General features: G+C 34.9%; 27 protein-coding genes and 1 pseudogene. 16 read left to right on the forward strand and 12 right to left on the reverse strand.

The genetic code is table 11. From position 1 onward, the window contains the following. The first annotated feature begins 229 nt into the window (after positions 1-229). From RCG17_RS26650 to RCG17_RS26680, 7 genes are all read left to right on the forward strand, one after another. On the forward strand, positions 230-613 hold the full coding sequence (locus tag RCG17_RS26650; protein ID WP_374120987.1) for a vWA domain-containing protein: 384 nt from the start codon (positions 230-232) through the stop codon (positions 611-613). 157 nt (positions 614-770) lie between these two features. Further along, complete coding sequence (locus RCG17_RS26655) at positions 771-1,613, forward strand: tyrosine-type recombinase/integrase (protein ID WP_308173021.1); 843 nt, start codon at positions 771-773, stop codon at positions 1,611-1,613. Positions 1,614-1,752: 139 nt separating this feature from the next. Continuing rightward, complete coding sequence (locus tag RCG17_RS26660; protein ID WP_308173022.1) at positions 1,753-1,875, forward strand: hypothetical protein; 123 nt, start codon at positions 1,753-1,755, stop codon at positions 1,873-1,875. Between the two features lie 318 nt (positions 1,876-2,193). Further along, positions 2,194-3,192: an ABC transporter substrate-binding protein gene (locus RCG17_RS26665; RefSeq protein WP_308173023.1), complete on the forward strand. Its 999-nt coding sequence runs from the start codon at positions 2,194-2,196 to the stop codon at positions 3,190-3,192. 178 nt (positions 3,193-3,370) lie between these two features. Continuing rightward, positions 3,371-4,402, forward strand: coding sequence for an ABC transporter permease (locus RCG17_RS26670; RefSeq protein WP_308173024.1), 1,032 nt, complete (start codon positions 3,371-3,373; stop codon positions 4,400-4,402). Then, entirely contained in the window at positions 4,377-5,171 is a 795-nt protein-coding gene (locus RCG17_RS26675; protein WP_308173025.1) for an ABC transporter ATP-binding protein, read from the forward strand. Before RCG17_RS26670 ends, RCG17_RS26675 begins: the two co-directional genes overlap by 26 nt. Positions 5,172-5,314: 143 nt before the next feature. After that, positions 5,315-6,112 (forward strand): fumarylacetoacetate hydrolase family protein, encoded by a 798-nt coding sequence (locus RCG17_RS26680; protein WP_308173026.1) that lies wholly within the window; start codon positions 5,315-5,317, stop codon positions 6,110-6,112. 173 nt (positions 6,113-6,285) lie between these two features. On the opposite strand, the gene RCG17_RS26685 is transcribed toward RCG17_RS26680, so the two are convergent. Further along, entirely contained in the window at positions 6,286-7,431 is a 1,146-nt protein-coding gene (locus tag RCG17_RS26685; RefSeq protein WP_308173027.1) for an MGDG synthase family glycosyltransferase, read from the reverse strand. Positions 7,432-7,616: 185 nt separating this feature from the next. On the opposite strand from RCG17_RS26685, the gene RCG17_RS26690 reads away from it, so the two are divergent. The 5 genes and pseudogenes from RCG17_RS26690 to hprK all read left to right on the forward strand — a co-directional run bounded on the left by RCG17_RS26690 (position 7,617) and on the right by hprK (position 12,093). After that, positions 7,617-9,008, forward strand: coding sequence for an MFS transporter (locus RCG17_RS26690; protein ID WP_308175970.1), 1,392 nt, complete (start codon positions 7,617-7,619; stop codon positions 9,006-9,008). A gap of 44 nt (positions 9,009-9,052) precedes the next feature. Further along, positions 9,053-9,814, forward strand: a complete 762-nt coding sequence (locus tag RCG17_RS26695) for an ABC transporter ATP-binding protein (protein ID WP_308173028.1) — start codon at positions 9,053-9,055, stop codon at positions 9,812-9,814. A 1-nt stretch (position 9,815) separates the two neighbouring features. Next, a pseudogene (gene fetB / locus RCG17_RS26700) lies at positions 9,816-10,573 on the forward strand (iron export ABC transporter permease subunit FetB). A 109-nt stretch (positions 10,574-10,682) separates the two neighbouring features. Beyond that, a complete protein-coding gene (locus RCG17_RS26705) occupies positions 10,683-11,045 on the forward strand; it encodes a rhodanese-like domain-containing protein (protein WP_308173029.1) in 363 nt (120 codons plus the stop codon). A gap of 139 nt (positions 11,046-11,184) precedes the next feature. After that, positions 11,185-12,093, forward strand: a complete 909-nt coding sequence (gene hprK, locus RCG17_RS26710; protein ID WP_308173030.1) for an HPr(Ser) kinase/phosphatase — start codon at positions 11,185-11,187, stop codon at positions 12,091-12,093. Positions 12,094-12,129: 36 nt separating this feature from the next. Here the strand turns inward: hprK and RCG17_RS26715 are convergent, their stop codons facing one another. The 7 genes from RCG17_RS26715 to RCG17_RS26745 all read right to left on the reverse strand — a co-directional run bounded on the left by RCG17_RS26715 (position 12,130) and on the right by RCG17_RS26745 (position 17,866). After that, positions 12,130-12,999, reverse strand: a complete 870-nt coding sequence (locus RCG17_RS26715; RefSeq protein ID WP_308173031.1) for a COX15/CtaA family protein — start codon at positions 12,997-12,999, stop codon at positions 12,130-12,132. A gap of 14 nt (positions 13,000-13,013) precedes the next feature. Next, positions 13,014-13,358 carry a UbiA family prenyltransferase gene (locus RCG17_RS26720; protein WP_308173032.1) on the reverse strand — a complete coding sequence of 115 codons (345 nt, stop codon included), beginning with the start codon at positions 13,356-13,358 and terminating at the stop codon, positions 13,014-13,016. Next, complete coding sequence (cyoE, locus tag RCG17_RS26725) at positions 13,331-13,927, reverse strand: heme o synthase (protein WP_308173033.1); 597 nt, start codon at positions 13,925-13,927, stop codon at positions 13,331-13,333. Before cyoE ends, RCG17_RS26720 begins: the two co-directional genes overlap by 28 nt. A 77-nt stretch (positions 13,928-14,004) precedes the next feature. Then, positions 14,005-14,307: a cytochrome o ubiquinol oxidase subunit IV gene (locus RCG17_RS26730; RefSeq protein WP_308175971.1), complete on the reverse strand. Its 303-nt coding sequence runs from the start codon at positions 14,305-14,307 to the stop codon at positions 14,005-14,007. Between the two features lies 1 nt (position 14,308). Beyond that, positions 14,309-14,914 carry a cytochrome o ubiquinol oxidase subunit III gene (cyoC, locus tag RCG17_RS26735; protein WP_308171571.1) on the reverse strand — a complete coding sequence of 202 codons (606 nt, stop codon included), beginning with the start codon at positions 14,912-14,914 and terminating at the stop codon, positions 14,309-14,311. Between the two features lie 28 nt (positions 14,915-14,942). After that, positions 14,943-16,913 (reverse strand): cbb3-type cytochrome c oxidase subunit I, encoded by a 1,971-nt coding sequence (locus tag RCG17_RS26740; protein ID WP_308171570.1) that lies wholly within the window; start codon positions 16,911-16,913, stop codon positions 14,943-14,945. 17 nt (positions 16,914-16,930) lie between these two features. Then, complete coding sequence (locus tag RCG17_RS26745) at positions 16,931-17,866, reverse strand: ubiquinol oxidase subunit II (RefSeq protein ID WP_308173034.1); 936 nt, start codon at positions 17,864-17,866, stop codon at positions 16,931-16,933. Between the two features lie 486 nt (positions 17,867-18,352). Between RCG17_RS26745 and RCG17_RS26750 the strand changes: the two genes are divergently transcribed. The 4 genes from RCG17_RS26750 (at position 18,353) to RCG17_RS26765 (ending at position 21,237) form a co-directional block, all read left to right on the forward strand. Beyond that, complete coding sequence (locus RCG17_RS26750; RefSeq protein ID WP_308175972.1) at positions 18,353-18,592, forward strand: PAS domain-containing protein; 240 nt, start codon at positions 18,353-18,355, stop codon at positions 18,590-18,592. A gap of 56 nt (positions 18,593-18,648) precedes the next feature. Beyond that, the gene (locus tag RCG17_RS26755) at positions 18,649-19,389 is read left to right on the forward strand and encodes an ATP-binding protein (protein ID WP_308173035.1); all 741 of its coding nucleotides are present in this window, start codon (positions 18,649-18,651) and stop codon (positions 19,387-19,389) included. Between the two features lie 172 nt (positions 19,390-19,561). After that, the gene (locus RCG17_RS26760) at positions 19,562-19,861 is read left to right on the forward strand and encodes a hypothetical protein (RefSeq protein WP_308173036.1); all 300 of its coding nucleotides are present in this window, start codon (positions 19,562-19,564) and stop codon (positions 19,859-19,861) included. Positions 19,862-20,148: 287 nt separating this feature from the next. Then, positions 20,149-21,237, forward strand: a complete 1,089-nt coding sequence (locus RCG17_RS26765) for an AI-2E family transporter (protein WP_308173037.1) — start codon at positions 20,149-20,151, stop codon at positions 21,235-21,237. 96 nt (positions 21,238-21,333) lie between these two features. Here RCG17_RS26765 and ftsX read toward each other — a convergent pair whose 3' ends face one another. The 4 genes from ftsX to RCG17_RS26785 form a co-directional block, all read right to left on the reverse strand. Then, positions 21,334-22,227, reverse strand: a complete 894-nt coding sequence (ftsX, locus tag RCG17_RS26770; RefSeq protein WP_308173038.1) for a permease-like cell division protein FtsX — start codon at positions 22,225-22,227, stop codon at positions 21,334-21,336. Next, positions 22,224-22,904 (reverse strand): cell division ATP-binding protein FtsE, encoded by a 681-nt coding sequence (ftsE, locus tag RCG17_RS26775; RefSeq protein WP_308173039.1) that lies wholly within the window; start codon positions 22,902-22,904, stop codon positions 22,224-22,226. The genes ftsX and ftsE overlap by 4 nt, the downstream gene beginning before the upstream one ends. Before the next feature lie 33 nt (positions 22,905-22,937). Further along, the gene (locus RCG17_RS26780; RefSeq protein WP_308173040.1) at positions 22,938-24,161 is read right to left on the reverse strand and encodes a glucosaminidase domain-containing protein; all 1,224 of its coding nucleotides are present in this window, start codon (positions 24,159-24,161) and stop codon (positions 22,938-22,940) included. Positions 24,162-24,478: 317 nt separating this feature from the next. Beyond that, positions 24,479-24,850 (reverse strand): hypothetical protein, encoded by a 372-nt coding sequence (locus tag RCG17_RS26785; protein ID WP_308173041.1) that lies wholly within the window; start codon positions 24,848-24,850, stop codon positions 24,479-24,481. Positions 24,851-25,063: the final 213 nt, after the last annotated feature.

Here is a 25,063-nt window from a genome sequence, read left to right on the forward strand (position 1 = left end):
TTTAAATAAAATGTAGAAGACTAGGAATTATTGTAGAAATATAGCAAAAAACCAAATGTGATGATAATCAAAAGCAACGGCCCCATTCTGTATCCAACCATATTGGAAACCTTTATCTTTAAATTACCGAAAATATCCTATTATAGTTCTTTTCTAAATAAAACAAAATAATATGGGTGTTAATTTTTAAGGGGGGATTTTGTTGAAATGGCATAAAAGGGTTCTTTCCATGATTCAGGAACGACATGATAAAAAAGTGGCTTTAGCAGTAGACACTTCTACAAATAAAGTTCCAAGTATATTGATTAACAATATAGTAAAGCTTTTTGAACAGCTTAAACCTGATACGATCTTGATTCAAGCTGACTTTAAAATAAGAGATATTTCGCCCGTAAAAAGTGATACCATAAAGTATTTTACACATGGGAAATCATCCTATACATTGGTACTTGAGTGGGCAGAACAAGAGAACATTGATACACTTTTTTATATTACAGATGTCACTGGCTTCATTCCTGAAGAAATGGATAAAGTCAATTATGAAGTATTTTGGTTAGTACCCGATGCTTTTTTACCACGAGTCCCATTTGGCAAGGCAATAAAAGTTGCATAGCAAAAATCCCTCACTTATTGTGAGGGATTTTTGCTATTTTTCCCCATTTCAGGCGGTTATTTTTTTTTGAATTTTTGCTGAAATTAAAAACGGAATTTTACTTCTACGAAATATTCTGATATAATTGAATAAATATTTTGGAACGGGAGGGTTATTTGTGGACAGAAAGGAAACAGATGAACTGGTAAAGTCTTTTGCTTCTTGGTTAAAAATCCAAGGAAAATCAGATGGGACATTAAATACCTATATAGGTGTAATCAATTGTTTTTATGATTTTTTGTTTAAAAATGGCTTGAATTTGCAGGACATTCAATCTGAAGATGTACAGGCATATATCCATAATCTCGAAAAGGAAAATAAAAGTCCAGGAACCGTTGAAAAACATTTTGCAGCTATTAGTGTTTTATCCAAGTTTTTAAATAATCCCAAAATAATCCTAAATATTGAAAGAAAATTAAAAGAAAAAGTCAATGAAGTTCCAGAATCTCTAAATCCTGCTGAACAGAAGAAATTAATTGAAGAAGTGTTAGCGGATGGAAACTTGCGAAATATTACGATGATTTTCACTTTGTTACACACTGGTATTAGAGTTTCAGAACTATGTGATCTTAATAAAGATGATGTAATATTGGACTCAGATAACGCTTACTTAATTGTAAAACAGGTAAACTCAAATGAAGGCAGAGAAATTCCTTTATCTGAAGAGTTACATAAATATCTTGAAAGGTATATTGACTCACAAAATAATGAAAATCCTGCATTATTTGTGTCAAATATTAACAAAAGATTAACACCTAGGGCAGTACAGTATATCTTGAAAAAATATAATGTTCATCCTCATAAACTACGTCATACCTTTTGTCAGAAGCTGATTAATAATGGTGTGGACTTACACACTGTATCAAAATTGGCTGGGCATAAGGATATAAATGTGACCAAAAGATATTCAAAAGAAATTGAACCAGATGTTAAACGGGCAATCGATAAAACATTTATATAATTTTAAAAAACCAAAAACCAAAAACCGTCATTTTTCGGTTTTTGGTTTTTATTATGAAGATAAGTACCCTCACACTTTCAATACTTCCTTCGAATAATTTATTAGAGCAAGATAAAAAATAAATTTTTGGAGGTTGAAGATGATGAAAATTGATATCGATCGATTGTTAGAGTCGACAACTGAACTAAAAGCTGACAAAACCGATTTACAGGTTAAAAAAATAGAAATTGATAAAATTTTGGAAATTACCCGAAATTGGTAAAAATATAATATATAAAAAAACAAAAGATATCAAGATTTTTGCTGAAGCTTTCTATAATTTTTTATAGGAAGCTTTTTTATTTTAAAAATTATTTTCAAAAAATTTTAACATAATATTGACTTTTGTAGTAAAAGAATACTAGAATAATTTTTAAATATATTAAATTTTTTGACTCCTTTTTATCTTTAAAGCATGTGTTCGTAACAGTGATAAAGTATAATAATAACTGTAAAGGAATACGCATTCAAGAGATAAACATGTTTTTAAAAAACTTTGTGGCTAGGGGTTAATACATTATTAGAGGGGGATTTAGTATTTATGAAAAAGTTTGGCCGAATTTTTTCCGTTGTAGCGATGGGAGCACTGTTACTTGCCGGCTGCGGAAGTAAAGACACTGCAGGTACCACAAAAAAATCAGACGGGGCAAAGCAGTATAACATTGGAATTACCCAATTTGCCGTCCATCCTTCACTCGATGCAGCAACAAAAGGCTTTAAACAAGCATTAAAGGACAAAGGCATCAACGCAAAATTTGATGAACAAAATGCTCAAGCAGACATGAACAATACTCAAACCATTGCAAAAAACTTTGTAGGAAATAAGGTTGACCTGATTTTTGCAAATGCTACTCCAAGTGCGGTTAGTGCCTTAAATGCGACAAAAACAATTCCAATTGTGTTTACATCAGTTACTGATCCAATTGGTGCAAAGTTAGTTAAATCATTTGAACAACCGGGTGGGAATGTAACCGGTACAACAGATAACCATCCTGATGCAACGAAAAAGACGATTGATTTTATAACAGATGAAGTAAAAGCAAAGAGAATCGGTGTAGTTTATAACTCTGGCGAACAAAACTCTGTAGTCCAAGTAAATGCAGTTAAACAACTAACAGATAAAAAGAATGTTAAGGTAGTAGAAGTTTCTGTTTCAACTTCAGCAGAAGTAAAACAAGCTGCTGAGTCTCTTGTTGGCCGCGTGGATGCGATTTATATTCCGACAGATAACACGGTTGTTTCCGCACTTGAATCGGTTATTACTGTCGCTAACGATAAAAAGATCCCACTTTTCGTTGGAGAGCTAGATTCCATGAAAAAAGGTGCTGTGGCAGCTAGTGGCTTTAATTACTATGATATCGGCTATCAATCTGGAGTAATGGCAGCTGATATTTTAACAGGAAAGAAAAAGCCTTCTGAAATTCCAGTAGAACTTCCCAAGACATTAAAACTCGTTATTAATAAGAAAGCAGCCCAAGCACAAGGCTTAAAAGTAGATCCAAACTGGTCCAAACTTGGCGAGTTTTATGAAGGAAATTAATAGTAAACTAATTTTCTAGCTTTTTAGGGGGAGGCCTCTTTTGGGGCACCTCCTCATTTTTAGGTAAAAAGGATATAACAAAAAATAAAAGAACACAAAAAGGTTTACCATAACGGGCGCCTACATATTTAAAGAATGGTTAAGGTTTTAGCCTTAGTCAAATGAAAGGATGATCTAATTGTTTACAGCTATATTTGGATCATTTGAGGCTGGTATTATTTATGCGATCATGGCAATCGGAGTATATTTATCTTTCCGTATCTTAGATTTCCCTGATTTAACGGTGGATGGCAGTTTTGTAACCGGAGCATCCGTTGCAGCTATTATGATCGTTTCAGGGGTCAACCCTTTTATTGCAACCCTTACAGCTTTACTTGCAGGATTTATAGCAGGATGTTTAACAGGAATTATTCATACATTTGGAAAGATTAATAATTTACTTTCTGGAATTCTAATGATGATTGCACTTTATTCCATTAATTTAAGAATAATGGGGAAATCAAATGTTCCGTTATTAAATTCTGACACCATTTTTACGGAAATAAAAAATATTTCTGAAAAATCTGGCGTTGATTCATTTATGAACCATATTCTTACAGCGGTTGGACTTGGTGACAGTTTGCCTGAAACTTGGGGAATTCTCCTATCGATGATCATTGTAACTTTTTTAATTAAATTTCTGACAGATTGGTTCCTGAAGACCGAATTGGGTCTTGCAATAAGGGCAACTGGTGATAATAAAAGAATGATCCGCAGCTTGTCTGCAAATACAAATCTCTATGTTATTCTAGGCCTTGGTATCTCCAATGCATTTGTTGCTTTTTCAGGTGCGTTAATCGCTCAACAAGGTGGATTTTCTGATGTTGGCATGGGGATTGGGATGATCGTAATCGGATTAGCATCAGTTATTATTGGAGAAGCTTTGTTTGGAACAAAAACAATTACAAGAACCACCTTATCCGTAATTGGTGGTGCGATTGTCTATCGGATTGTTGTAACATTGGCACTTAGGGTTGAGTTTTTGAATCCTGGTGATATGAAACTGATTACGGCAATTATTGTCCTCATTGCCCTTATGGCGCCAAAACTCATTGACAGTTCCCGTGAGAAACGGATAAAAGCTCGAAGAAAAGCAGAAAAAATGAATAATCTTCAAGCTTCCGTCAAGCGAAAGGATGAAAATCATGCTGCAATTAAATCAGATTTATAAGGTTTTTAATGAAGGTACACCTGATGAAAAAGTGGCTATTAATCAAGTGAATTTGACACTTAAAGAAGGTGACTTTGTTACCATTATTGGAAGTAATGGAGCAGGAAAATCTACTTTAATGAATATCATTTCAGGAGTTCTGTTTCCGGATATTGGGGGAATTTTTCTTGACGGAAAAAATGTAACGACTCTTCCAGAGTACAAAAGGTCAAAAATGATTGGAAGGGTTTTCCAGGACCCGATGGCCGGAACGGCTCCCACCATGACCATTGAAGAAAATCTTGCAATGGCTTATTCACGGAATAAATCAAGAACATTAAGAAAAGGAGTAACAAAAAAACGGCGGGATTATTTTTGTGAAGTATTAGAAACACTACATCTTGGACTTGAAAATCGATTAAGTGCTAAAGTGGGTTTATTATCCGGTGGAGAACGACAGGCTTTATCTCTGTTAATGGCAACTTTTACGGAGCCTTCAGTGTTATTGTTGGATGAACATACTGCAGCACTTGATCCGTCAAGAGCAGAATTAATTACCAACTTAACGAAAGAAATAGTTGATAAATATCATTTAACAACATTAATGGTTACCCATAATATGCAGCAGGCAATCGATTTAGGCAATCGTTTAATCATGATGGATAGCGGGCAAATCATTTTTGAGGTAAATGAAGAAGAGAAGAAAAAGCTAACAATTGAAAGCTTATTACAGGAATTTCAGCGAATTCGCGGAAGTCAAATGGCTAACGATCGTGCTATTCTGTCATAATAGTTAATAATAAAGGGTCATTTTCTTTAATTCGAAAATGATCTTTTTATTTGGAAAAATAGATTAATAAATATTCTAATATTAAAAATTCATTTATAATTAAAAAAGTGAGGATGTTAACATTTTTTAAGGAGGAGATTGTTTTGAAATTACTGCAATTTTTTAAAAGGGACAAGCTACACTTAGGCGTTAAAATCGATCAAGGCATAATCGATGTAAAAGAGGCAGCAACGAAATTTGAAATAACCTTACCAGATACGCTTCATGAGATCATTCAAGAAGGTCCTAAGGCTGTTGAAAAATTAACGGTTTTAGTTAACCGTGTTGTTGAAAATGAACGAAACGATTTAATTCTTTCGGAAGATACCATTAGATATGCACCGGCAATTACGACTCCAGAAAAAATAATTTGTGTGGGACTAAACTATATTGATCATGCAAAAGAGTCGAAAATGGAAATTCCGAAATCCCCTGTATTGTTTAGCAAGTTTAACAGTGCTTTAGCTGGTCATTTGGAAACGATCGAAATTCCGACTGATGCTAAACATATTGATTATGAAGCAGAAATGGTTATTATTATCGGAAAAACTGCTAAAAATGTTTCAGTCGAGGATGCATTGAACTATGTATTTGGCTACAGCGTCGGAAATGATGTTTCGGCACGGGATTTGCAATTTAGATCTGGACAATGGTTACTTGGAAAAACACCTGATGGCTTCGCTCCAGTTGGCCCATATATCGTAACTAGCGATGAAATTAGCCCAAACAATCTTTCAATTGAATGCCGCATAAATGGAGAGATTCGTCAGAAAGCTAATACTAGTGACATGATTTTTAGTTGTGACTTCTTAATAAGCTATATATCTAATTATATGACACTAAAGCCTGGTGATCTTATTTTCTCAGGTACTTCCGGATGGGGTCATATTGGGAGCTCCTGAAGAAAAACAGGTTTGGTTAAAACCCGGGGATGAAATGGTAGTTACCATTGAATCAATCGGTGAATTAAGAAATTTCCTAAAGTAAGGTAAAAGACCCCTTGGATTAGAATCCAAAGGGTCTTGCTGTCTCGGGTTTTATGTAGTTAATTTTGTTTACATATAAAAATGTAATTTTACAATGAAATAGCAGTTGTATTTTCTTGGTAAGAATTTTGAACTTCTAACATAAATTGAACGATTTCTTCAGCCGCATTTGAATTAAGAAATTTCTTCTGGCTTTCGATAATTTCATTTAATTTTTTTTCATCATTTTTTAATAAATCGTCCATCGTTGCTTTTATATCTTGCGGCTCTTTACATATGACACCCAAATGATATTTCTCTGCAAATGCAGGGTTACTCTCTTCCTGCCCTGGCAAAGCACCAGTAATAATAATCGGAGTATTGGAAGCGATCGCCTCATACATTACATTTGGGCTGCCTCTTGTAAATGCAATATCCGATGAAAACATAAGATCCTGAATATTTTTTGTAAAACCATATACCTCTACTTTATCTCCATATCTTCCTTTTAAAGATTGTTCTAATGAAGTCTTGAGCTTTACATTTCTACCTGCTACTATTTTTACGGTGCAATGAAAATGATCTAATAGATTTTCAGCAATCTTCTTCATATTACCCACACCTTCACCGCCGCTCATTACAAGGCACGTTAAAGGTTTTTCCTGTTTCATGGTAAAATTACTTTTTATATTTTGCGATTTCCTGTAAAATCGAGAGCGTACGGGAAAGCCTAGGACCTTTATCTTTTCGTCAGGAATTCCATAGGAAATACATTTATCACGGGCTTCAATGGTAGGACTAATGATATAATCCGCTCTGTTATCTGCCCAAAGCGGGTAGATATTAACGAGATCAGCTATCAGCGTGATAAAGGGAATTTTAATCTGCTGTTTTTCTAAAATATTTAGAATGGATCCATTGAAATTAGGATGTACCGATAAAATTAAATCAGGTTTAACTTTGTCTAGTAATTTTAAAAATGTAGTTTTAATTAGTCCTGCAATAAGGTTATTTACCAATGTTGGTTTTAGTGATGATAAATTCCATACCATTTTCCATAAACCTTCGGCACTTCTGGTGATCGGTCCATATGATTTTCCAACGCCAGACAGAAGTGGCCCACCTAGAGAAAATCCATCTACAACATGGATCCGAACGTCATGATCGGCAGCAGTTTTCTCAATAAGAGATTCAGTTATGCTTTTATGTCCATGACCAGTATTTTCAGCTGAGATGATAAGGATATTTTTACTCATTTAACCATGCCTTTCTTAACCGCGTATTATATAATTATAACAAAGTTTTATGTTCTTGTTGCGGGATAATGTTAATTATTTGTTTTCTTAATATTTACATAGTACAAGAAAATGTCAAGAAACAAGCAAAATAAGCAATACTATATAAGAATTTAAAATTGAAGGGGTTAAATTTACTATTGACAATGAAAAAATTTAAAGTAATTTATACCATATTTGTTTTTATCGCATTAGCAGCATTTGATAATATTATTGTTGGCTTATTCCCGCCATTATTCCAGTCGATTTCTAAAGATTTAGATGTTAATGTGGCAAAAATGGGGATCGTTTCGGCCCTGAATATTTTGACTACAGCTATTTCATCAGTGTATTGGGGATATCTTTCGGGAAAATTCAAACGAAAAAAACTTATTATCATAGGTACGTTAATCTGGGTTTTGTCCGTTTTTTTAACCGCTTATAGCCAAAGCTATTTTCAGTTATTATTATTTCAAATTCTGACTGGGATTGGGTTAGGCTGTATTGCTTCCATTGGATTCAGTGTTTTAACTGATTCGATCCCATATCAATACCGCGGCTTAATTTTAAGCTTGTGGGGTATGACACAAGGCTTGGGAGGTATATTTGGTTCTCTCTTGGCATCTTTAGTTGCAACTTCATCTACATGGAGAACGCCGTTTGTTTTAGTAGGCTTTATTGGATTTTTCCTCATTGTCCTCTATCTTTTTGTAAAGGAACCTGCTAGAGGTGAATCGGATCCAGAATTACAGGAGCTTATAAAAGAGGGAAGTTCTTATAATTACATTATTGAAGCAAAACACATTTTTGGAATCCTTTTTAAAGGTAGTAATATGTACCTTTATTTACAAGCCTTCTTTATGAATATTTCAACTGGCAGTCTTATTTGGCTGCCGACTTTATATATTTATAAGATCCAGCAGCAGGGTTATAGTTCCAAAACAGCGATAATCGCTGCGGGGTACTTGTATGCCATTTTTCAATTGGGAGGAATGACATCGGCCTACTTTGGTCATCTCGGTGATAAGCTTCAAACAAAAACTTTTAAGGGCAGGGCATTACTTACAGCAGTTTTTGTTTTTTTAACTGCACCATTTTATATTGCGATGTTTATTATTCCAATGACGAACCTTTCATTACCAAGTGATAATAATCCTTTTTTTATTTTAATAAGTTTATTAAAGCAAATTTTAACCAACCCTTGGATCTTGTTGATTTTTGTATTATCATTTTTTGCTTCAGCTGCTCAATCAGCCAATACACCAAATTGGCTTGCCCTCATAACAGATGTAAATCTTCCAGAGCATCGCGGGACAGCCTTTAGTGTTGCTAACCTTTCCAACAGTTTAGGGAGAACGCTTGGCAATGTTGGTGTAGGTCTTGTATTAAGTCTGGTATCAGTTCATTCAAAAGAGCCTATGAGCTATATCATTACCCTTTCATTACTGCAGATATTTCTTATACCATCTTCCATTTGTTATGTAGTAATGGCTAAAAATAATGTTCGTGACATTCGGAATGTAAAAAGAACATTGAATGAGAGAGCAAACAATAATTAAGATATTCTTCGTAATAGAGAAATCAGTAAAGAAGTGAAGCAAAAATGAAGTTTCATGAATATGGTGCGAATCTTGAAGAAACAGCAGTAGAATTAGTAAATATCAAAAAAACATTTAAACATCAAGGAGATCTTGTTCCTGTTTTAAATGGAATAAGTGGAAAGGTACCTAATGGAACAATTTTAACGATCATCGGTCCATCAGGAGCTGGAAAAAGCACAATTTTATCATTATGCAATTTACTTATTACTCCTGACGAGGGCAGGATCTATGTTCATGGGAAGGATGTTCAGCAATGGGATGTGAAAGAATTGAGACGACAAGTTGGTATTGCGTTTCAAGCTGCCCCAATGCTACAAGGAACTGTTCTTGAAAACTTGTTGCTTCCAGTTAGATTGCATGGGACTAATCTAAAAGAACCTGAAAAATATTTGGAATATGTTGGCCTATCAAAAGAACTTTTGTCCAGAGAGGCAAAGGAACTCTCAGGAGGTCAAAGGCAGCGTCTCTCTTTGGCAAGAACGCTAATCAACATGCCCGCCATTTTATTACTTGATGAGGTAACAGCAGCACTAGACACGATTTCAGCTCACGAAATAGAAGAACTAATCTTACGAATCAACGAAGAACAACATACAACGATTCTTTGGGTTACACATGATCTCTCACAGGCAGAAAGAGTGGGGGAGCAAACGTGGTTCATTATCGATGGGACAATCATTGAATCGGCTCCAACAAAGCAATTTTTTTCTGAGCCAAAAGATAGTCGTACTCGACATTTTTTAGAGAGGAAGAGGGATATTTGAAATGAATTTGTTTACTCTTTTACTTAGCTTTAGCTTTGTAATCTTATCCTTATTCCTCTCAATTGGATTTAAATTAGCGCTTGGACGAGATCTCATTATAACAAGTATTCGAGCAACCATTCAATTATTGATTATTGGTTATTTACTTAAAAAGGTTTTTGGATTTGGCCACCCATTTGTCATTGTTTTTATGTTATTATTAATGATTTTTGTAGCAGCACAAAATGCAGCAAAACGGGGTAAAGGGTTACCTAATATTTTTTGGAAAATATTCCTTACAATAACATTTGTCGAAACGATTACACAAGCTTTTTTATTAGGGTTACGAATTGTTCCGGCAACTGCTCCGTACATCATATCAATAAGCGGAATGATTATCGGGAACTCTATGGTAATTGCAACCCTTTTCTTAAATCGGCTGAAAGGGGAACTTGAAATGCGAAAAGAAGAGGTAGTCCTTGTGTTATCACTGGGTGGGAGTATAAAACAATCTATCTATTTGATCCTAAAACAATCGATTCGCTCAAGCCTGATCCCAACCATTGAAGGACAAAAAACAATAGGACTCGTACAACTACCTGGTATGATGACCGGCCAAATCATCGCAGGAGCTGACCCGGTTAAGCAGTAAGGTTTCAGTTATTAATTGTATTTATGATTTTGTCAGCTGCTTCTCTAACAGCCATTTTATTGGGATTTTTAACCTATCCCAGTTTATTTAACCGTCATCAGCAGTTAGACATAGATGCATGGAAGTAACAATAAAAAAGGAATATTTTGCTGATGATTCTTTTTTTATTGACTTTAATACCTAATGGGGTATAATCGGATTAAGTTGTTGTAAATCATCCTAAGAAGGAGTATCAAGATGATCATTGTTAGTTTATGTGTCATTGCAATTGCTTATTTTTTGTACAAAAGATATATTCCTGTTCGGGGTGTGCATTGTGCACATTGGGAAGAACTTGATTTTGAGAAAATAAATGTTATTGATTTAAGAGATTATAATGAGTCCTACAAGAGTCCGATCAAAGGGGCAATAAATATACCGATTGCCTATTTAAATAGGTCCTATAAAGAGATTCCCTCCCGCAAATTACATGTTATTAGCTCTAGTATCCTAGAAAAAAACGTTGGTATTCGCTTTCTGCATCGAAAGGGTTTTATGGTCATTGGCTTTACCATAATAGAAAAAAGTAATTTATGTTATAATGAAAATTTATGTGGTTAAGAAATAAACAGTAAAAATTGAAAATATTTGTTTGATTACTTTTGGGACACTTGCTTTAGTCAAGTGTCTTTTTTGTTTTTTAGGGAAAATTAAATTCAAATAATAAAAAACATAAGTAAAAAAATAGGGAGTATTATACATGGATGCAATTACAATAAAACACTTAGCAGATAAATTAAAGTTAGAAATTCTTGCTGGCGGTCAAGGGCTTGATTGTATTATTGACAATGATGATATTCATCGACCTGGTTTGGAACTGACAGGTTATTTTGAATTTTTCCCCAATGAAAGAATTCAATTATTAGGCAAACAAGAAATCACGTACCTACATTCCTTAACAAAAAAGGAACGTGATGAACGAATAGGCAAACTCATTCAAAATCATCCACCCTGCATCATTATCACTCGAAATCAAGAGGGTCTTGATTACTTGATCAAGCATTGTAATGATGTAGGGGTAGCACTTTTAAGGGCAAAGGAAAAAACGACCAATGTTATAAGCAAACTTAATAATTATTTAGGAAAAGAATTAGCAAAGAGTATTGGGATTCATGCAGTTTGTGTAAATGTTTTTGGAGTTGGGTTATTAATTCGAGGAGAAAGCGGAATTGGTAAAAGCGAATCTGCGCTTTCTTTAATTGAAAAAGGGCACAGGCTTATATCAGACGATTTAGTTATCCTTAAAAGAATTGCTCCTGAAACCTTAATCGGTACACATAATCAGAATAACCGCGATTTTTTATCCTTAAGAGGAATTGGGATGATTAATGTATCAAGACTATACGGTTCTGGAGCATTCCAAGAGGAGACGACCATTAATTTAGATATTGTATTGTCTGCATGGGATGAGAAAAAATATTATGATGCCATTGACCATTCCAGTAATCTCGTTGAGTATTTGGAGGTTTCTGTTCCAAACATTGAGATACCAGTCCGTCCAGGAAGAGATATCGCCAGTTTAATTGAAGTAGCAGCCAAAAATTGGCGTCTTGAACAACAGGGTTATACTGCTCTAAATGAATTTAAAGAACGTATTGAAAATATGTAACAGAATAAAAAAATCCTAAATTAATATTAGGATTTTTTATTTGCTTTGAAAACATATCATACTTTGTCCACCGACAATCAATGACAATATGGAAACATGTAAAAGGACCGAACCTAAACTCAAATGAGTGTAAATCAAAAGTGCACCGCTTAGTCCTTGTAAAAGGATAAATATAAAGTTAATCAAACTAATATAATAGAGATCCTTTCTTATTCCGCGGAATTTTCTTGTGATCCACAGGGTGATGAAAAATAGAATAATTAAACACAAAGCAAATGTACGATGGGTGACATCAACCCAAAAGGCATTGCCTGCATCGGCGAAGCGTTCAGTTGGGAATGGAAATCCGCGAAAAGCTCCACCTGAGCTAGTTTTGGCCACATATCCTCCAAAATAAATAGCTGCATAGAGAAATATGAAGTTAAACCAAGAAAAAAGTGAAAAAGCCGAAGACATTTTCTCCAATTGGTGTGTTTTTCTTTCTTCAAGATAAATAACATATGCGATATTCACTAAAGCAGAAAAAGAAATTAGTGCAATACCAAGATGGGCTGCCAGCAACATTGGTGAAAGAGTAAGAATTACTGTTAATGCACCTAAGGTAGATTCAGCTAGAATTCCGATAATCGCAAAAAGTACCAGCCACTTAACTTTACGAGATTTATAACGAAACCAGGCCACTGCCGAAACTACGAATAAAAGTATACTTGCCAGACCTACGATCAACCGATGTGTGTATTCGATAACAGAATGATAATCGGAAAAGTTAGGGAACAGGCTACCATTACATAACGGATAGCCGCGCCCGCAACCCATAGCGGAATTGGTCATCGTATCGACAAACCCAAGTATATTTACTAAAAAAAGTGTTACAGCCGCGATAAAAGAAAGCCAAAAATATCGCATTTTAAATCACACTCCTATAAGATTCCGATCACCATGGAAGAAAACATTCCTAAAATATAAAACAAAGAGAGGATAAAAGTGCGTTTTGCCCATACAAATTGATGATCATCTTCTTTCCACATTCTCCAAATAAAATAAAGAAGAGTACTGTTAAAAAGTAGGGAAGCAGTCAAATAAAAATAATTAAAGTCTCCACATGCGAAAAGTACTATTGAACAGATAAATAACAGCACCATATAAAATAGGCTTTGAATTTTGGTAGAACGTGCGCCTTTTACAACAGGCATCATCGGAATTCCTGCGATTGTATATTCTTCATTTTTGTATAATGCTAGTGCCCAAGAATGGGGGGAGTCCATAGAAAAACGACCAAAAACATTAACAAAGCTGTGATGTTAAGACTACCTGTTACCGAAGCCCATCCAATCAATATCGGAAATGCACCAGCTCCGCCTCCGATTACGATGTTTAATGGTGTCCGACGCTTTAACCACATCGTATAAACAACTGCATAATAGACATATCCGACAGCATTTAACCAAGCTGTAAGAGGATTTACAAAAATATAAGCAATAACGACGGATAATATTCCGAGAAAAATACCAAACCAGAACACAGAAGGGGGATCAATTAGTCCTGCAGGAATGGGACGTTTTGAGGTCCGCTCCATCATCACGTCAATGTCTCGATCATACCACATATTAATGGCTGCAGAACCGCCGGCGGATAGGGAAGCACTTACTAGCATGGCAAATAAAATTGAAAAGGAAGGAACTCCTCTTCCTGCGACAAAAGAAGCACAAAGAGAGGTAAAAGTTAACATTACTAATATTTTAGGCTTAGTTACTTCTATATATGCAGAAATTGTTTGAGGCCATTGGTTTAATTGAGAGGATGACTTTTGACGAGTATTATTTATAACTGACACGAAAACCCGAACTCCTTTTTTAAGCACCAGCGCCCAACGAATACATATCTTCGCTGGGCGCTGGTGTTTTTCTTATTTTATTGAACAGTTGAATTAAATGACATAATCCAAATGGCTCCAACAACAATTGTTAAAACAAAAACAAGTCCTAATATTAAAGCGGCAACATTGTATCTAGGTCCTTCCCCGTCACGAATATGCATAAAGAAGAAGAGCTGGATGACAAATTGCAGCACAGCCGCGAGCAAAATACTAACAAGTAGTGCTGTTTTTGCTAACATATGATTTAATACTAAAACGAGCGGGATGATTGTCAAAACAATCGAGAAAATAAAACCTGTAACATAAGCTTTGATTGAACCATGTTGTTGTTCGTAAATGTTACATCACCCCCATAAGATAAACGACTGTAAAGATGAAAATCCAAACAGCATCTAAGAAGTGCCAGTATAAACTGATAATCGAAATTTTACGTTTGGTAACAGAAGTAATTCCTTTTTTTGAAAGCTGAACAACCAATCCGATCATCCACAGGATCCCAAAGGAAACGTGAAGTCCGTGTGTACCAACAAGAGTGAAAAATGCTGTAAGAAAGGCACTGCTTTGAAGGGTAGCACCTTCAGCAGCCATATCTTTAAATTCGTTAATTTCCAGCCCGACAAACGCCGCACCTAAAATAAGAGTAATAATCAACCAGCCTATCAGGCCTTTTTTGTTCCCTCTATGCATTTGTAAAACGGCGAGGCCGCTTGTAAATGAACTAATTAATAGTAAAAATGTTTCTGTGATAAAACCAGGGACATTGAACTCCTTGCCAGTAAATCCACCATTTGTGTGTGAATGCAAAACAGCATACGTAGCAAACAATGTAGCAAATAAAAGACAGTCGGTTACAAGGAAAATCCAAAAGCCGAGAATTTTTAACCCTTCCTGGTCAACATGACCATGATCGTGGTCAGAAACATGTGCAGAAACGCCTTGTTGCATGTTTACAACCTCCTTAATTTGCAGTTTGTTAAATCGCAGTACGATTTCTTAATGCCTTTTCAGTTCGTTCGATTTCGTCCACAGGAATATAATAATCCGTGTCATATTGGAATGAACGAACGAATAATGTAACTGCAACACCAATTAATCCAACAATCCCCATCCAATTCCATTCAAATGTAAAGCCAAACCCGGCGATAAACCAGAAGATGGACATGATAAAAGGTATACCAGTATTTTTTGGCATGTGAATCGGCTCGTACTGAACTGGTTCTTCTTTATATTCACCGTTAGCGATTGCTTGTTTTTGATACCACCATGCATCACGGTCATTTACAACAGGTAAAATAGCAAAGTTGTATACCGGTGGAGGGGATGGAATTGACCACTCTAATGTACGTGCATCCCAAGCATCACCGGTTACATCACGTTCACCGTGTTTAATGCTATAAATAATTTGCCATGCTTGGAAAATAAAGCCGATACCCATTAAGAAGGCACCAATTGTTGAGATAAAGTTAAGCGGGGCCCAACCCATATCCCATCCCATTGTGTCGTTATAGGTATAAATGCGTCGAGTCATTCCCATGAAACCAAGGGCATATTGCGGCATAAAGCATACATAGAAACCAATTTGCCATAACCAGAATGCCCATTTTCCTAAACGGTCATTTAACTTAAATCCGAAAAGCTTTGGCCACCAATAATACAAACCTGCTAAATAACCAAACACAACACCACCGATTAATACTTGGTGGAAGTGGGCGATAAGAAAATAACTATTATGGTATTGATAGTCTGCAGGTGCTGCAGCAAGCATGACACCAGTTGCTCCACCAACAAGGAAGATCGGAACAAATGCATAGAACCATAACATTGGCTGTGTAACCCTAATTCGGCCACGGTACATCGTAAACAACCAGTTAAATACCTTTGCACCTGTCGGAATAGCGATAATCATTGTACAAATGGCAAAGACGATATTTACATCCGCACCGGCACCCATGGTAAAGAAGTGGTGCACCCATGTGAAATAAGAAACGACACTAATGGCAATCATCGAGAATACCATTGAGGTATAACCAAAGATGCGCTTTTTCGAGAAGGTTGCAACAACCTCAGAGAAAGCACCAAATGCTGGTAATACAACAATATAAACTTCAGGGTGACCCCACATCCATATCAAGTTCACCCACATCATTGGGTTACCACCGGCATCCATAGTGAAGAAGTGACCACCAAGTAAACGGTCAATTGTCAACATTGCCAAGGTAGCTGTCAAGATTGGGAAAACACCTAAAATCGCGATAGAAGAAGATAATACAGACCATGAAAATAAAGGCATATCTTTTAAGCGCATCGAAGGTGTGCGCATTTTTAAAATCGTGACAACAAAGTTTATTCCGGTTGCTAAACTACCAATCCCGGAAATCTGAATTCCCCAAATCCAGAAGTTTTGACCTGGACCCGGACTAAATTGATTTTCTGAAAGAGGGGGATAAGAAAGCCAGCCAGCGCTTGCTGATCCGCCAATAACAAATGATATATTAAAGAGCATGGCTCCAATGAAGAACAGCCAGAAACTAACAGCATTCAACATTGGATAAGCAACATCCCGTGCTCCAATTTGCAATGGAACAACCATGTTAAATAAAGCAAACATAAACGGCATGGCCATAAACAAGATCATAATGGTTCCATGTGTTGTGAAAATTTCATTATAGTGTTCAGATGCTAAAAAATGATTGTTTGGCACAGCCAGTTGGAGTCGCATCAAGATTGCGTCTACTCCACCGCGAAAAAGCATAACTAATGAAGATAGAAGATACATAATTCCAATTTTCTTATGATCAACAGTTGTAATCCATTCCCGCCATAGCCAACCCCACTTTTTAAAATAGGTGAGGGCAAAGATAATGGCAACAGTTGCCAAAACGATGGAAACATCTGCGCCATAAATCATCGGATCGCCTGTGACAAAAAAGCTGGTATGTGACATCGATTATTTCCTCCCAATTATTTATTTTGAGTCTGCATAGACATACTAGACATAGGCATACTAGACATTGATTTGCTATCGCCCATATTGTTCATGTGATTGTAATATTTACCGCCATTTTTATTAACGATGCTTTCAAACAGACCTTCTGGGTAGGATGAAAAGCTTTGTTCTTTTTCAAGACTTGGCTTAGCCAATGCTTCATAACCGGTTTTTGTTAAAGCTGGAGAGTTTTTCTTTACACCTTCAGCCCATTTATCAAAATCAGATTGCTTTACGGACTTTACCTTAAACTGCATATGTGCAAAGCCTTTTCCGGTGAAGTTTGCCCCGGTGCCAAAATATTGACCAATTTTATCTGCTTGCAGCCATAACCCCATCGACATACCCGGCATCGTGTATTCCATACCGCCTAATTGCGGAACCCAGAAAGAGTTCATCGGTGCATCAGAGGTTAGGATAAATTGAACTGGTACACCCGCAGGTATTTCCGCATAGTTTACAGTCGCAATGTTTTTCCCGGGATATGTAAACATCCATTTCCAATCCATTGAAGTTACTTGAACTACAATCGGTTTTACGTCCTTAACAGGAGGCTTTGTTAAATTAATTGTCGTTTTTGCGGTGAAAACCCCAAGAATTGCAACGATAACAATCGGAATTCCCCACCAAATGATCTCTAGTACATTGCTATGATCCCATTCAGGTTTATATGGAGCTTTGTTGTCGGGCTTATCACGATAACGTACAGCCATATAAACGAAGATACCTAATACAGGAATAATAACAATTGCACACAAAACCACAGAAATAATAATTAAATCTAATTCTTGTTTTCCAACAGGTCCTTTTGGGCTTAGAACAATATACTTGCTACTGTCACAGCCAGCTAAAAGAATCATCCCCAATAAAGCTAAGACAGAAAATTTAGCAGTTTGGATCCATTTTCTCAATGTAAGTTCCCCTTTCATTTATATTAAAATTAAACATTACCACCGTAAAAATAGTAGAAAAGCTATATCAATATACCAGAAAAAGCAATAATTTTGAACAATTTTTGACGATTTTTCTTAAAATGTCACAAAAAGTTCACTTTTTTTGTAGCGCTGTATTTAACTTATATGTAAAATAGTGGATTTATTTTTATAATTTGTTAGTTTTTGTGAATTGAAGAATAAAATAGAGTGGCATCTGAAAGGATATTTTACTTTTCCTGGAACTTTTTTACCATAAATTAATAATTTGTTAAAAAAGGTTACGTAGCAATTAATATTATACAATAGTATAGGATACCTAGTTGAAAACTATGAATAGTATAGGATACCTATTGGTTTTCTGCCAATAGTACCAAAGTTATCGAATTAATTATGAACTTTAGAAATTTCCATTAATTTAATGGTACAATCAGAGAAAATTAATGAAAGGGGTCTAACTGCTTGATGCTTATTGAAGAGTCCTTAGATATTGATTTTCATCAAATGGTTGATAATTCCCTCAATACATTCTTGATTATCGACAGAGATAAAACGATACTTTATTGTAATCGGCCTGGATTAGAATTACTAAATCTATCCATAGAAGATATACTTTATAAAAGCATGTGTTGTTTTATCCCTAATGACCAGCATTGTATTTGTGAAGATGTAATTGAACAGGTATTTGAGAAAAAGAAACGGTAAAACCGCGGGATATTAAGATTAAAAAAAATGATGGTGAAACAATAGAAGTTGAAGTGATGTGCTTTCCTTATTTAATCAAAGGGAATGTTTTTGCCCAAATCATTATTCGTGATATTTCTTATCGTAAAATTGCAGAAAAACTTGTAAGTGACAGTGAAAAATTGGCCTCACTTGGTCAATTAGCTGCTGGGATTATACACGAAATCAAGAATCCGCTTACTTCTGTGAAAGGGTTTTTACAGTTACTTAAAGAATCCTATTCACATGCGTACCTTGATACGATGGAAAGTGAATTAAATAAAGCATTAGAAACGCTCCAAAACTTATTGCAAGTGTCTAAACCCGATTTGCAGGAAGAGTCTTTTATTCCGATTGATTTATCAGAGGAATTATCGTCAATATTACCACTATTTCAAGAAAAACTTTATTCTTTGGAAGTAGAAATGGATATAAGGGATTCGGGCGTTATTATAATGGGAAAGAAAAACTCATTCTTAAAGGCATTTTTTAATCTCATAAAAAATGCAATTGAAGCTATGGGAGACAGTGGAAACTTAAAAATTGAACATTACTATCAAAATAGATGGGTACATATTAAAATTAGTGACACAGGTGTAGGCATTCCACAAGAAAAATTAAAAATGCTAGGAACACCATTTTTTTCAACGAAGACCGATGGAACTGGCCTTGGATTAAATCAAGTATATACAACGATTCATGACCACGGGGGGATAATTTTAGTGGACAGTGTGGTTGGAAAAGGCACAAGGTTTCATATTCAACTTCCGATAAAATAATATATTAGGCAAATTTTAAACTTTTACATATTAAGAGGTATACATTTTCCTTATTCTTAAAGCGATTATCAAAAGCGATGATCGCTATATTTCATATTACAAGTCCGGATCTGAAAAATTAATGGAAAGGTTCTGAAAATATTGCTAAAATAGAATTCGAGGTGATTTTATAATGAACAAAGTGGAAACGATGGAAACCGTTACGGACATGGTGGGACTAGAATTTAATTATGTTTTCGAAGCAGCTTTGTATTTTAGTTCTTTTGAAGAGGCGTTTAATTGGATTTACCTTTCTAAAGAAAATCCAAACCGTCCATTTAGTGATTCTGAACTAATTAAACAATTAGCATTGGTTACACCTGAACAAATGCATGAGGTACATGCCAATACGGCTGGAGAATATATGGTACTAATCAATGATCACACATATATTACCAAGACTGGTATAGCATATTTGCGAATTACAAGGTAAAAATCATAGCATTCACCTAAAAAGGAGTTTTCAAGTAAACGGAAAACTCCTTTAGCTTTTTACCTGTGGTAACATCATATAGTCTCAGAGGAGGTAAGAGCTAGTATAGAACTTCCAACCAAATTATGCTATTGTTTGAATTAGAATGAGGGAACCTAAACTTTTATTTATTTAAAATATAATTGTTTGTGCGAGGTGAGAGATTTTCTTATTGAAGTAAAAAGTTGTAAATAATTGTGATGACCTTCAGATATGCATAAATAAAGCAAGAAATCGAGGGAAATTCTTTGAAAAGTAAATTTCAATTTTGGTTAGTTCAAATACTGTTGATCTTAACCATTATCTTTGTTTCTTCAAAAGTTACATTCTTATTTAGGCCCATTGGTGTTTTTATTTCAACATTATTTTTTCCAATTCTTATTGCTGGTTTTCTATTTTTTCTATTAAATCCAGTAGTAAATTTTCTTGATCATAAAAAAATACCTAGATTTATTGCCATTCTAATTATTTATGTCGTTGTCGTTGGGGTAGTTGTATTAATCGTTGGAAGCCTAGTACCTTCCATAACCAAACAGTTTACAGCTCTTGCAAGGGAGCTACCCGTGTATACAAGGCAAACAATTCATTATTTTAACAACTTGTCTCAAACTTCGGAATTTAAATGGGTAGCAAATGCACAACAAAATCTTTTGCAATCATTTGAAAAGAAACTTACTGGTTATGCGAATACATTACCTGAAAAGATTACCTACAGTATTACAAATATAGTGGGTGTAATTGCTAATATTGCTGTTATTCTTGCTACAGTGCCATTTTTATTATTTTACATGTTAAAGGATGGTAATAAGTTTCCTGAAGCAATATCTAAATTTCTTCCTTTTAACTTTAGGGATGAGGGGTTGACGATATTAAAAGAGACGGGGGAAACTCTTTCTACTTATATTCATGGACAAATTGCTGTTGCGCTAACCGTGGGAACAATGACATTTATCGGATATCTTATTATTAAATTACCATTTGCTTTAGTAATGGCATTGGCAGTGACTTTTACATATTTTATTCCATATATTGGATTGATTATTGGTGCCATTCCTGCGGTAATCGTAGCATTGTTTGATTCGCCAACCAAAGTCCTGTTAGTACTGCTTGTTCTGATCATATCACAGCAAATCGAATCGAATTTATTGTCACCCTTAATTCTTGGGAAAAGCTTGGATATCCACCCAGCTACAATCATCATCATCCTCTTGGCTGCGGGTAATCTTGCGGGTGTCATAGGGATGATTCTAGCTGTTCCAACCTATGCCGTTAGCAAGACCGTTATCATTAATGCTGCTAAGTTCGTAAAAGCAAGGGAAAAAGCAGGAACCTCTTAAAGATCTAATAGAAATATACAAGATCCATTTCAAAAAAAGAATGGGGCCATTTAAAAGTTTTTGGCCCCATTCTTTTTTTGAAAAATATACCTAAATTTATACTTTTAACATTCTTCTTAATGATGATATGGCTCCCCAAATCCCGATTAAAGAACCAAAAATAAGCAGAAGAAGACAGGAAATAGGTATAAGCTGGAGCGGTGAAAGCAACTTAATAAATTCAATATCGATAAATTTATTAAAATAAGAATAAGCAAAATAATAGCCGATTCCAACGAAGAGGCTCGCAATAGCTGCACCTATAAGTCCAATGGATGATCCCTCTATAAAGAAAGGTAATCGGATAAAATTGTTCGTGGCACCTATCAATTTTCTAAGTTGAATTTCTTCTTTTCTAGCCATGACTGTAATTTTTATCGTGTTGGTAACAGCATGGACAGCAATAAAAGTAAGACAAATGATGAATGTAATTCCAACGATACGAGCTAGTTTCGTGGTAGTAACTAGGGGTCCTACCACGTTTTTTGCATAGGATACTTTGTCTACTAATGCTAACTGATTGATCCTTTTTGCTACAGTCATTACATCTAGTGGTTGTTTTGTTTTCACTACTAATTCATCATTTAAAGGATTATCTCTCTTCAAAGTTTGGAATGCTGCGCCTTCATCACCTAAATTCTTCATAAAACTTTTAAGACCTTTATTTTTTGAAATAAAGGTAACAGTTGATACGTGTTCAAACGATTGAATCGTATTTGATAGAATTTTGATTTCCTTGGAATTTGCATTTTTAAGGTATACGTGTATTTCAACGTTTTCTTCTACTTTTGCGACCATATAATTTAAATTTAATAATAACAAGGAAGTAACTCCAACAAGGAAAAGCATTAAAGATAAGGAACTGACAGAAGAAACGGTCATCCAGCCATTTCTTATAAAATTATTAAACCCTTCTCTTAAATGTCGATTCAAGTACGTGTTCTTTTTCAACTTGTTAGCACCTTCCTTTTATAATCTCGAAGAATGCTTCCATTATCAATCAATAAAACACGTTTCTTTGTTTGCTTAACAAATTCCTTATTATGGGTGGTCATGATTACCGTTGTACCATGTCTATTTATTTCTTCAAAAACACTCATGATTTCCCAGGCGGTTTTGGTATCTAAATTCCCGGTAGGTTCATCAGCGACAATAATTGCAGGATTGTTTACGATGGCCCTTGCAATAGCAACTCGCTGCTGTTCTCCACCAGATAATTCCTTTGGAAAATAACTTGCTTTATCTCTTAGGCCAACTTTTTTTAGCGCAAGATAAACATTGTCTTCAATACGCTCAATTGGTACTCCGATTGCTTCCTGGGCAAATGCCACATTCTCATAAACAGTCATTTTGGATAACAAACGAAATTCTTGAAACACCATACCGATAGATCTTCTAAATAAAGAGATTTTTTTACCTTTTAAATTCGATAGATTGAATCCGTTGACATATACTTCTCCACTAGTAGGCCTTTCTTCCTTGGTAATAAGTTTATTTAGGGTAGACTTACCTGCACCGCTTTCTCCCATTATCAAGACAAATTCTCCTTTTGAGATTTGAAAGTTAATATCATTTAGTGCATTTACGCCATTTGGATATATTTTCGTAACCCCTTGAAATTGAATCAATGGTTAGCCACTCCTTTCTAATCGTGATTTTTGTTATACATCCAGTTTCCATAGTTCATACTGATAAATAATTTTTATTAATTTATTTGCATAGTTTGGGTCAGTGGCATACCCGGCTTCTTGAATGCCATTAGCGTAATCTACAATACTTGTTACATTTTGTAAGTACTTTTGATACCTGGGTTTTAACAATAAGTTTGCATGATCTAGCATACTATCATAATAGGTATTATACTTCGCAAATTGAGCGTTTGTAACGATTGGTTGGCCGTTCACATATTCAGTAGTGTCCCACAATATTGAGCCTGCGGTACCTGTTCCTTTTATACCGAATAAATTTTTTCCCTCAAAGGCGAGACCCGACAACCCATTATAATTCCCAGAACTTTCTAATATGATTTGACCTAAAGTAATCGAAGCTGGAACACCTTTTTCTTGCTGTAATTTTTGTGCATCTGGAACAAAAGGGGCAATAATGGAATTGATCATTTGGATATCGCCTGGCGCAACTCCGCCATTGTTATTAATAAAGGCGAGGATTTCTGCTCCATTTTTTTGTAACAGGTCAAGTGCCATTTGTTTTTGCTGTTCTTCTTGTTCAAGTTGTTTTTTCTTCTCTTCTAAAAAAGCAGACAAAGTCTCTACTTCTTTTTTGTTGTTCTCTTGTCCTGCTTTTATACCTTCTAGATCAGTTTTATCTTTTTGCGTCGATTCCTGCAATTCTGCTACATTTTCTTTAATTGAAGCTACTTTATTTTGGTCAGCAATGTATCTTTCGATAAATTTCTTATCTGTATTCACGATTTTATCATAAGCTACAAAATGATCGATAAACTCTCCGAAACTATTTATCGAAAAGATCACATTTAAAAAAGTCATTTGTCCATCTGTACGGTAATAGGAAGCTACCCTTTTTTTAAATTCTTCTTTTCTATGATTAAGGGTGGTTGATATCCTTTGTTGTTCTTTATTTAAATTTTCTAGTTTGCTATTAATTTGACTTAATTCGTTTTCTTTTTCCGTTATTTTGGTATTTGATTCTGTTATTTGTTGATTGAGTACGTCTATCTTTTTGGTTGCTTCTTCAATTTGTTCTTGTACTTGAAGTTTTTGTTGTGTTACATTTGACAAATCTGATTGGATTTGTTGTTGTGTTTGCACCTGTGGGTCAGATTGAACTGTTTCTGCATTCGTCTTCATAGGCGCAATCATTAAAGAAAGAATACAAAATGATAACAAATATCTGCTTTTATCCATATTGTATTGATCCTGCCCTTTTTATTCAATTTTATATTTGTTCTATGAATTAACTATCGATACACAGTGTTAAATTGAATCCCTACGTTTTGATATTATCAGAACTGGGAGTAAAATGGTATGTACAATTTGTTGCGCTTTACTAGACTTTCATAAATAATAGAAGAATTAAGGTTATTAAAGAGAAATTTTGGAAATGAGTAAGAAGTGACGTTTGCATACAAAGCTTGTAAAAACCCCATACTGATCAGTCAGTATGGGGTTTCTAAGATTATAGGCTTCCTAACCATTATGAATAAGAGAAAATTTATATTTTCCTATTTTAAACCTGTTTGAGATTTACCAGATGCATGTCCGCTGATAAAAGTTACTAAAATGGAATTAGGTCCTCCAGTGGAGGCAAATGTATATATCTCCATCTTTAAATTTCCTGATGTACCTTCTGTTTGGCTGGTTGACTTTCCTAAGATGCTTTCTACTTCTTTAAGGGTCATGCCGCCTTTTTCGGTCTTAACATCACCGACACGAACTTTATCATATTCACTTTTTCCAGGCATGACAGAAGTACTTTGATTTGGTTTTTTCGCTTCATTACCTATTATTGAAACCCCTCTAAACACACCAACAACAATAAAAATTAAAACTAAAACGGCTATTATTAGAAAGATGAGCTTTATTAATTTTCCCATTTTTATTTCACTCAGACCTCACTTCGACTTATTTTTGTCATTTAAACATATTTTTACATGTATTACACCCAAAAATTCGACATGCTCAAAATATAATAAACCTATTTAAATATAAAAGTAAAATTTTTTCACTTGAAATAAAGTAAATTAAACCAAGATAAACAAACTAAACCGTTAAAAAAAAGCTGAAGTTTCCTTAACAAGAGGGGTGTC

Origin of the sequence: Neobacillus sp. PS3-12, assembly GCF_030915385.1 — a bacterium.
Classification (GTDB): Bacteria; Bacillota; Bacilli; order Bacillales; family Cytobacillaceae; genus JAEVLT01.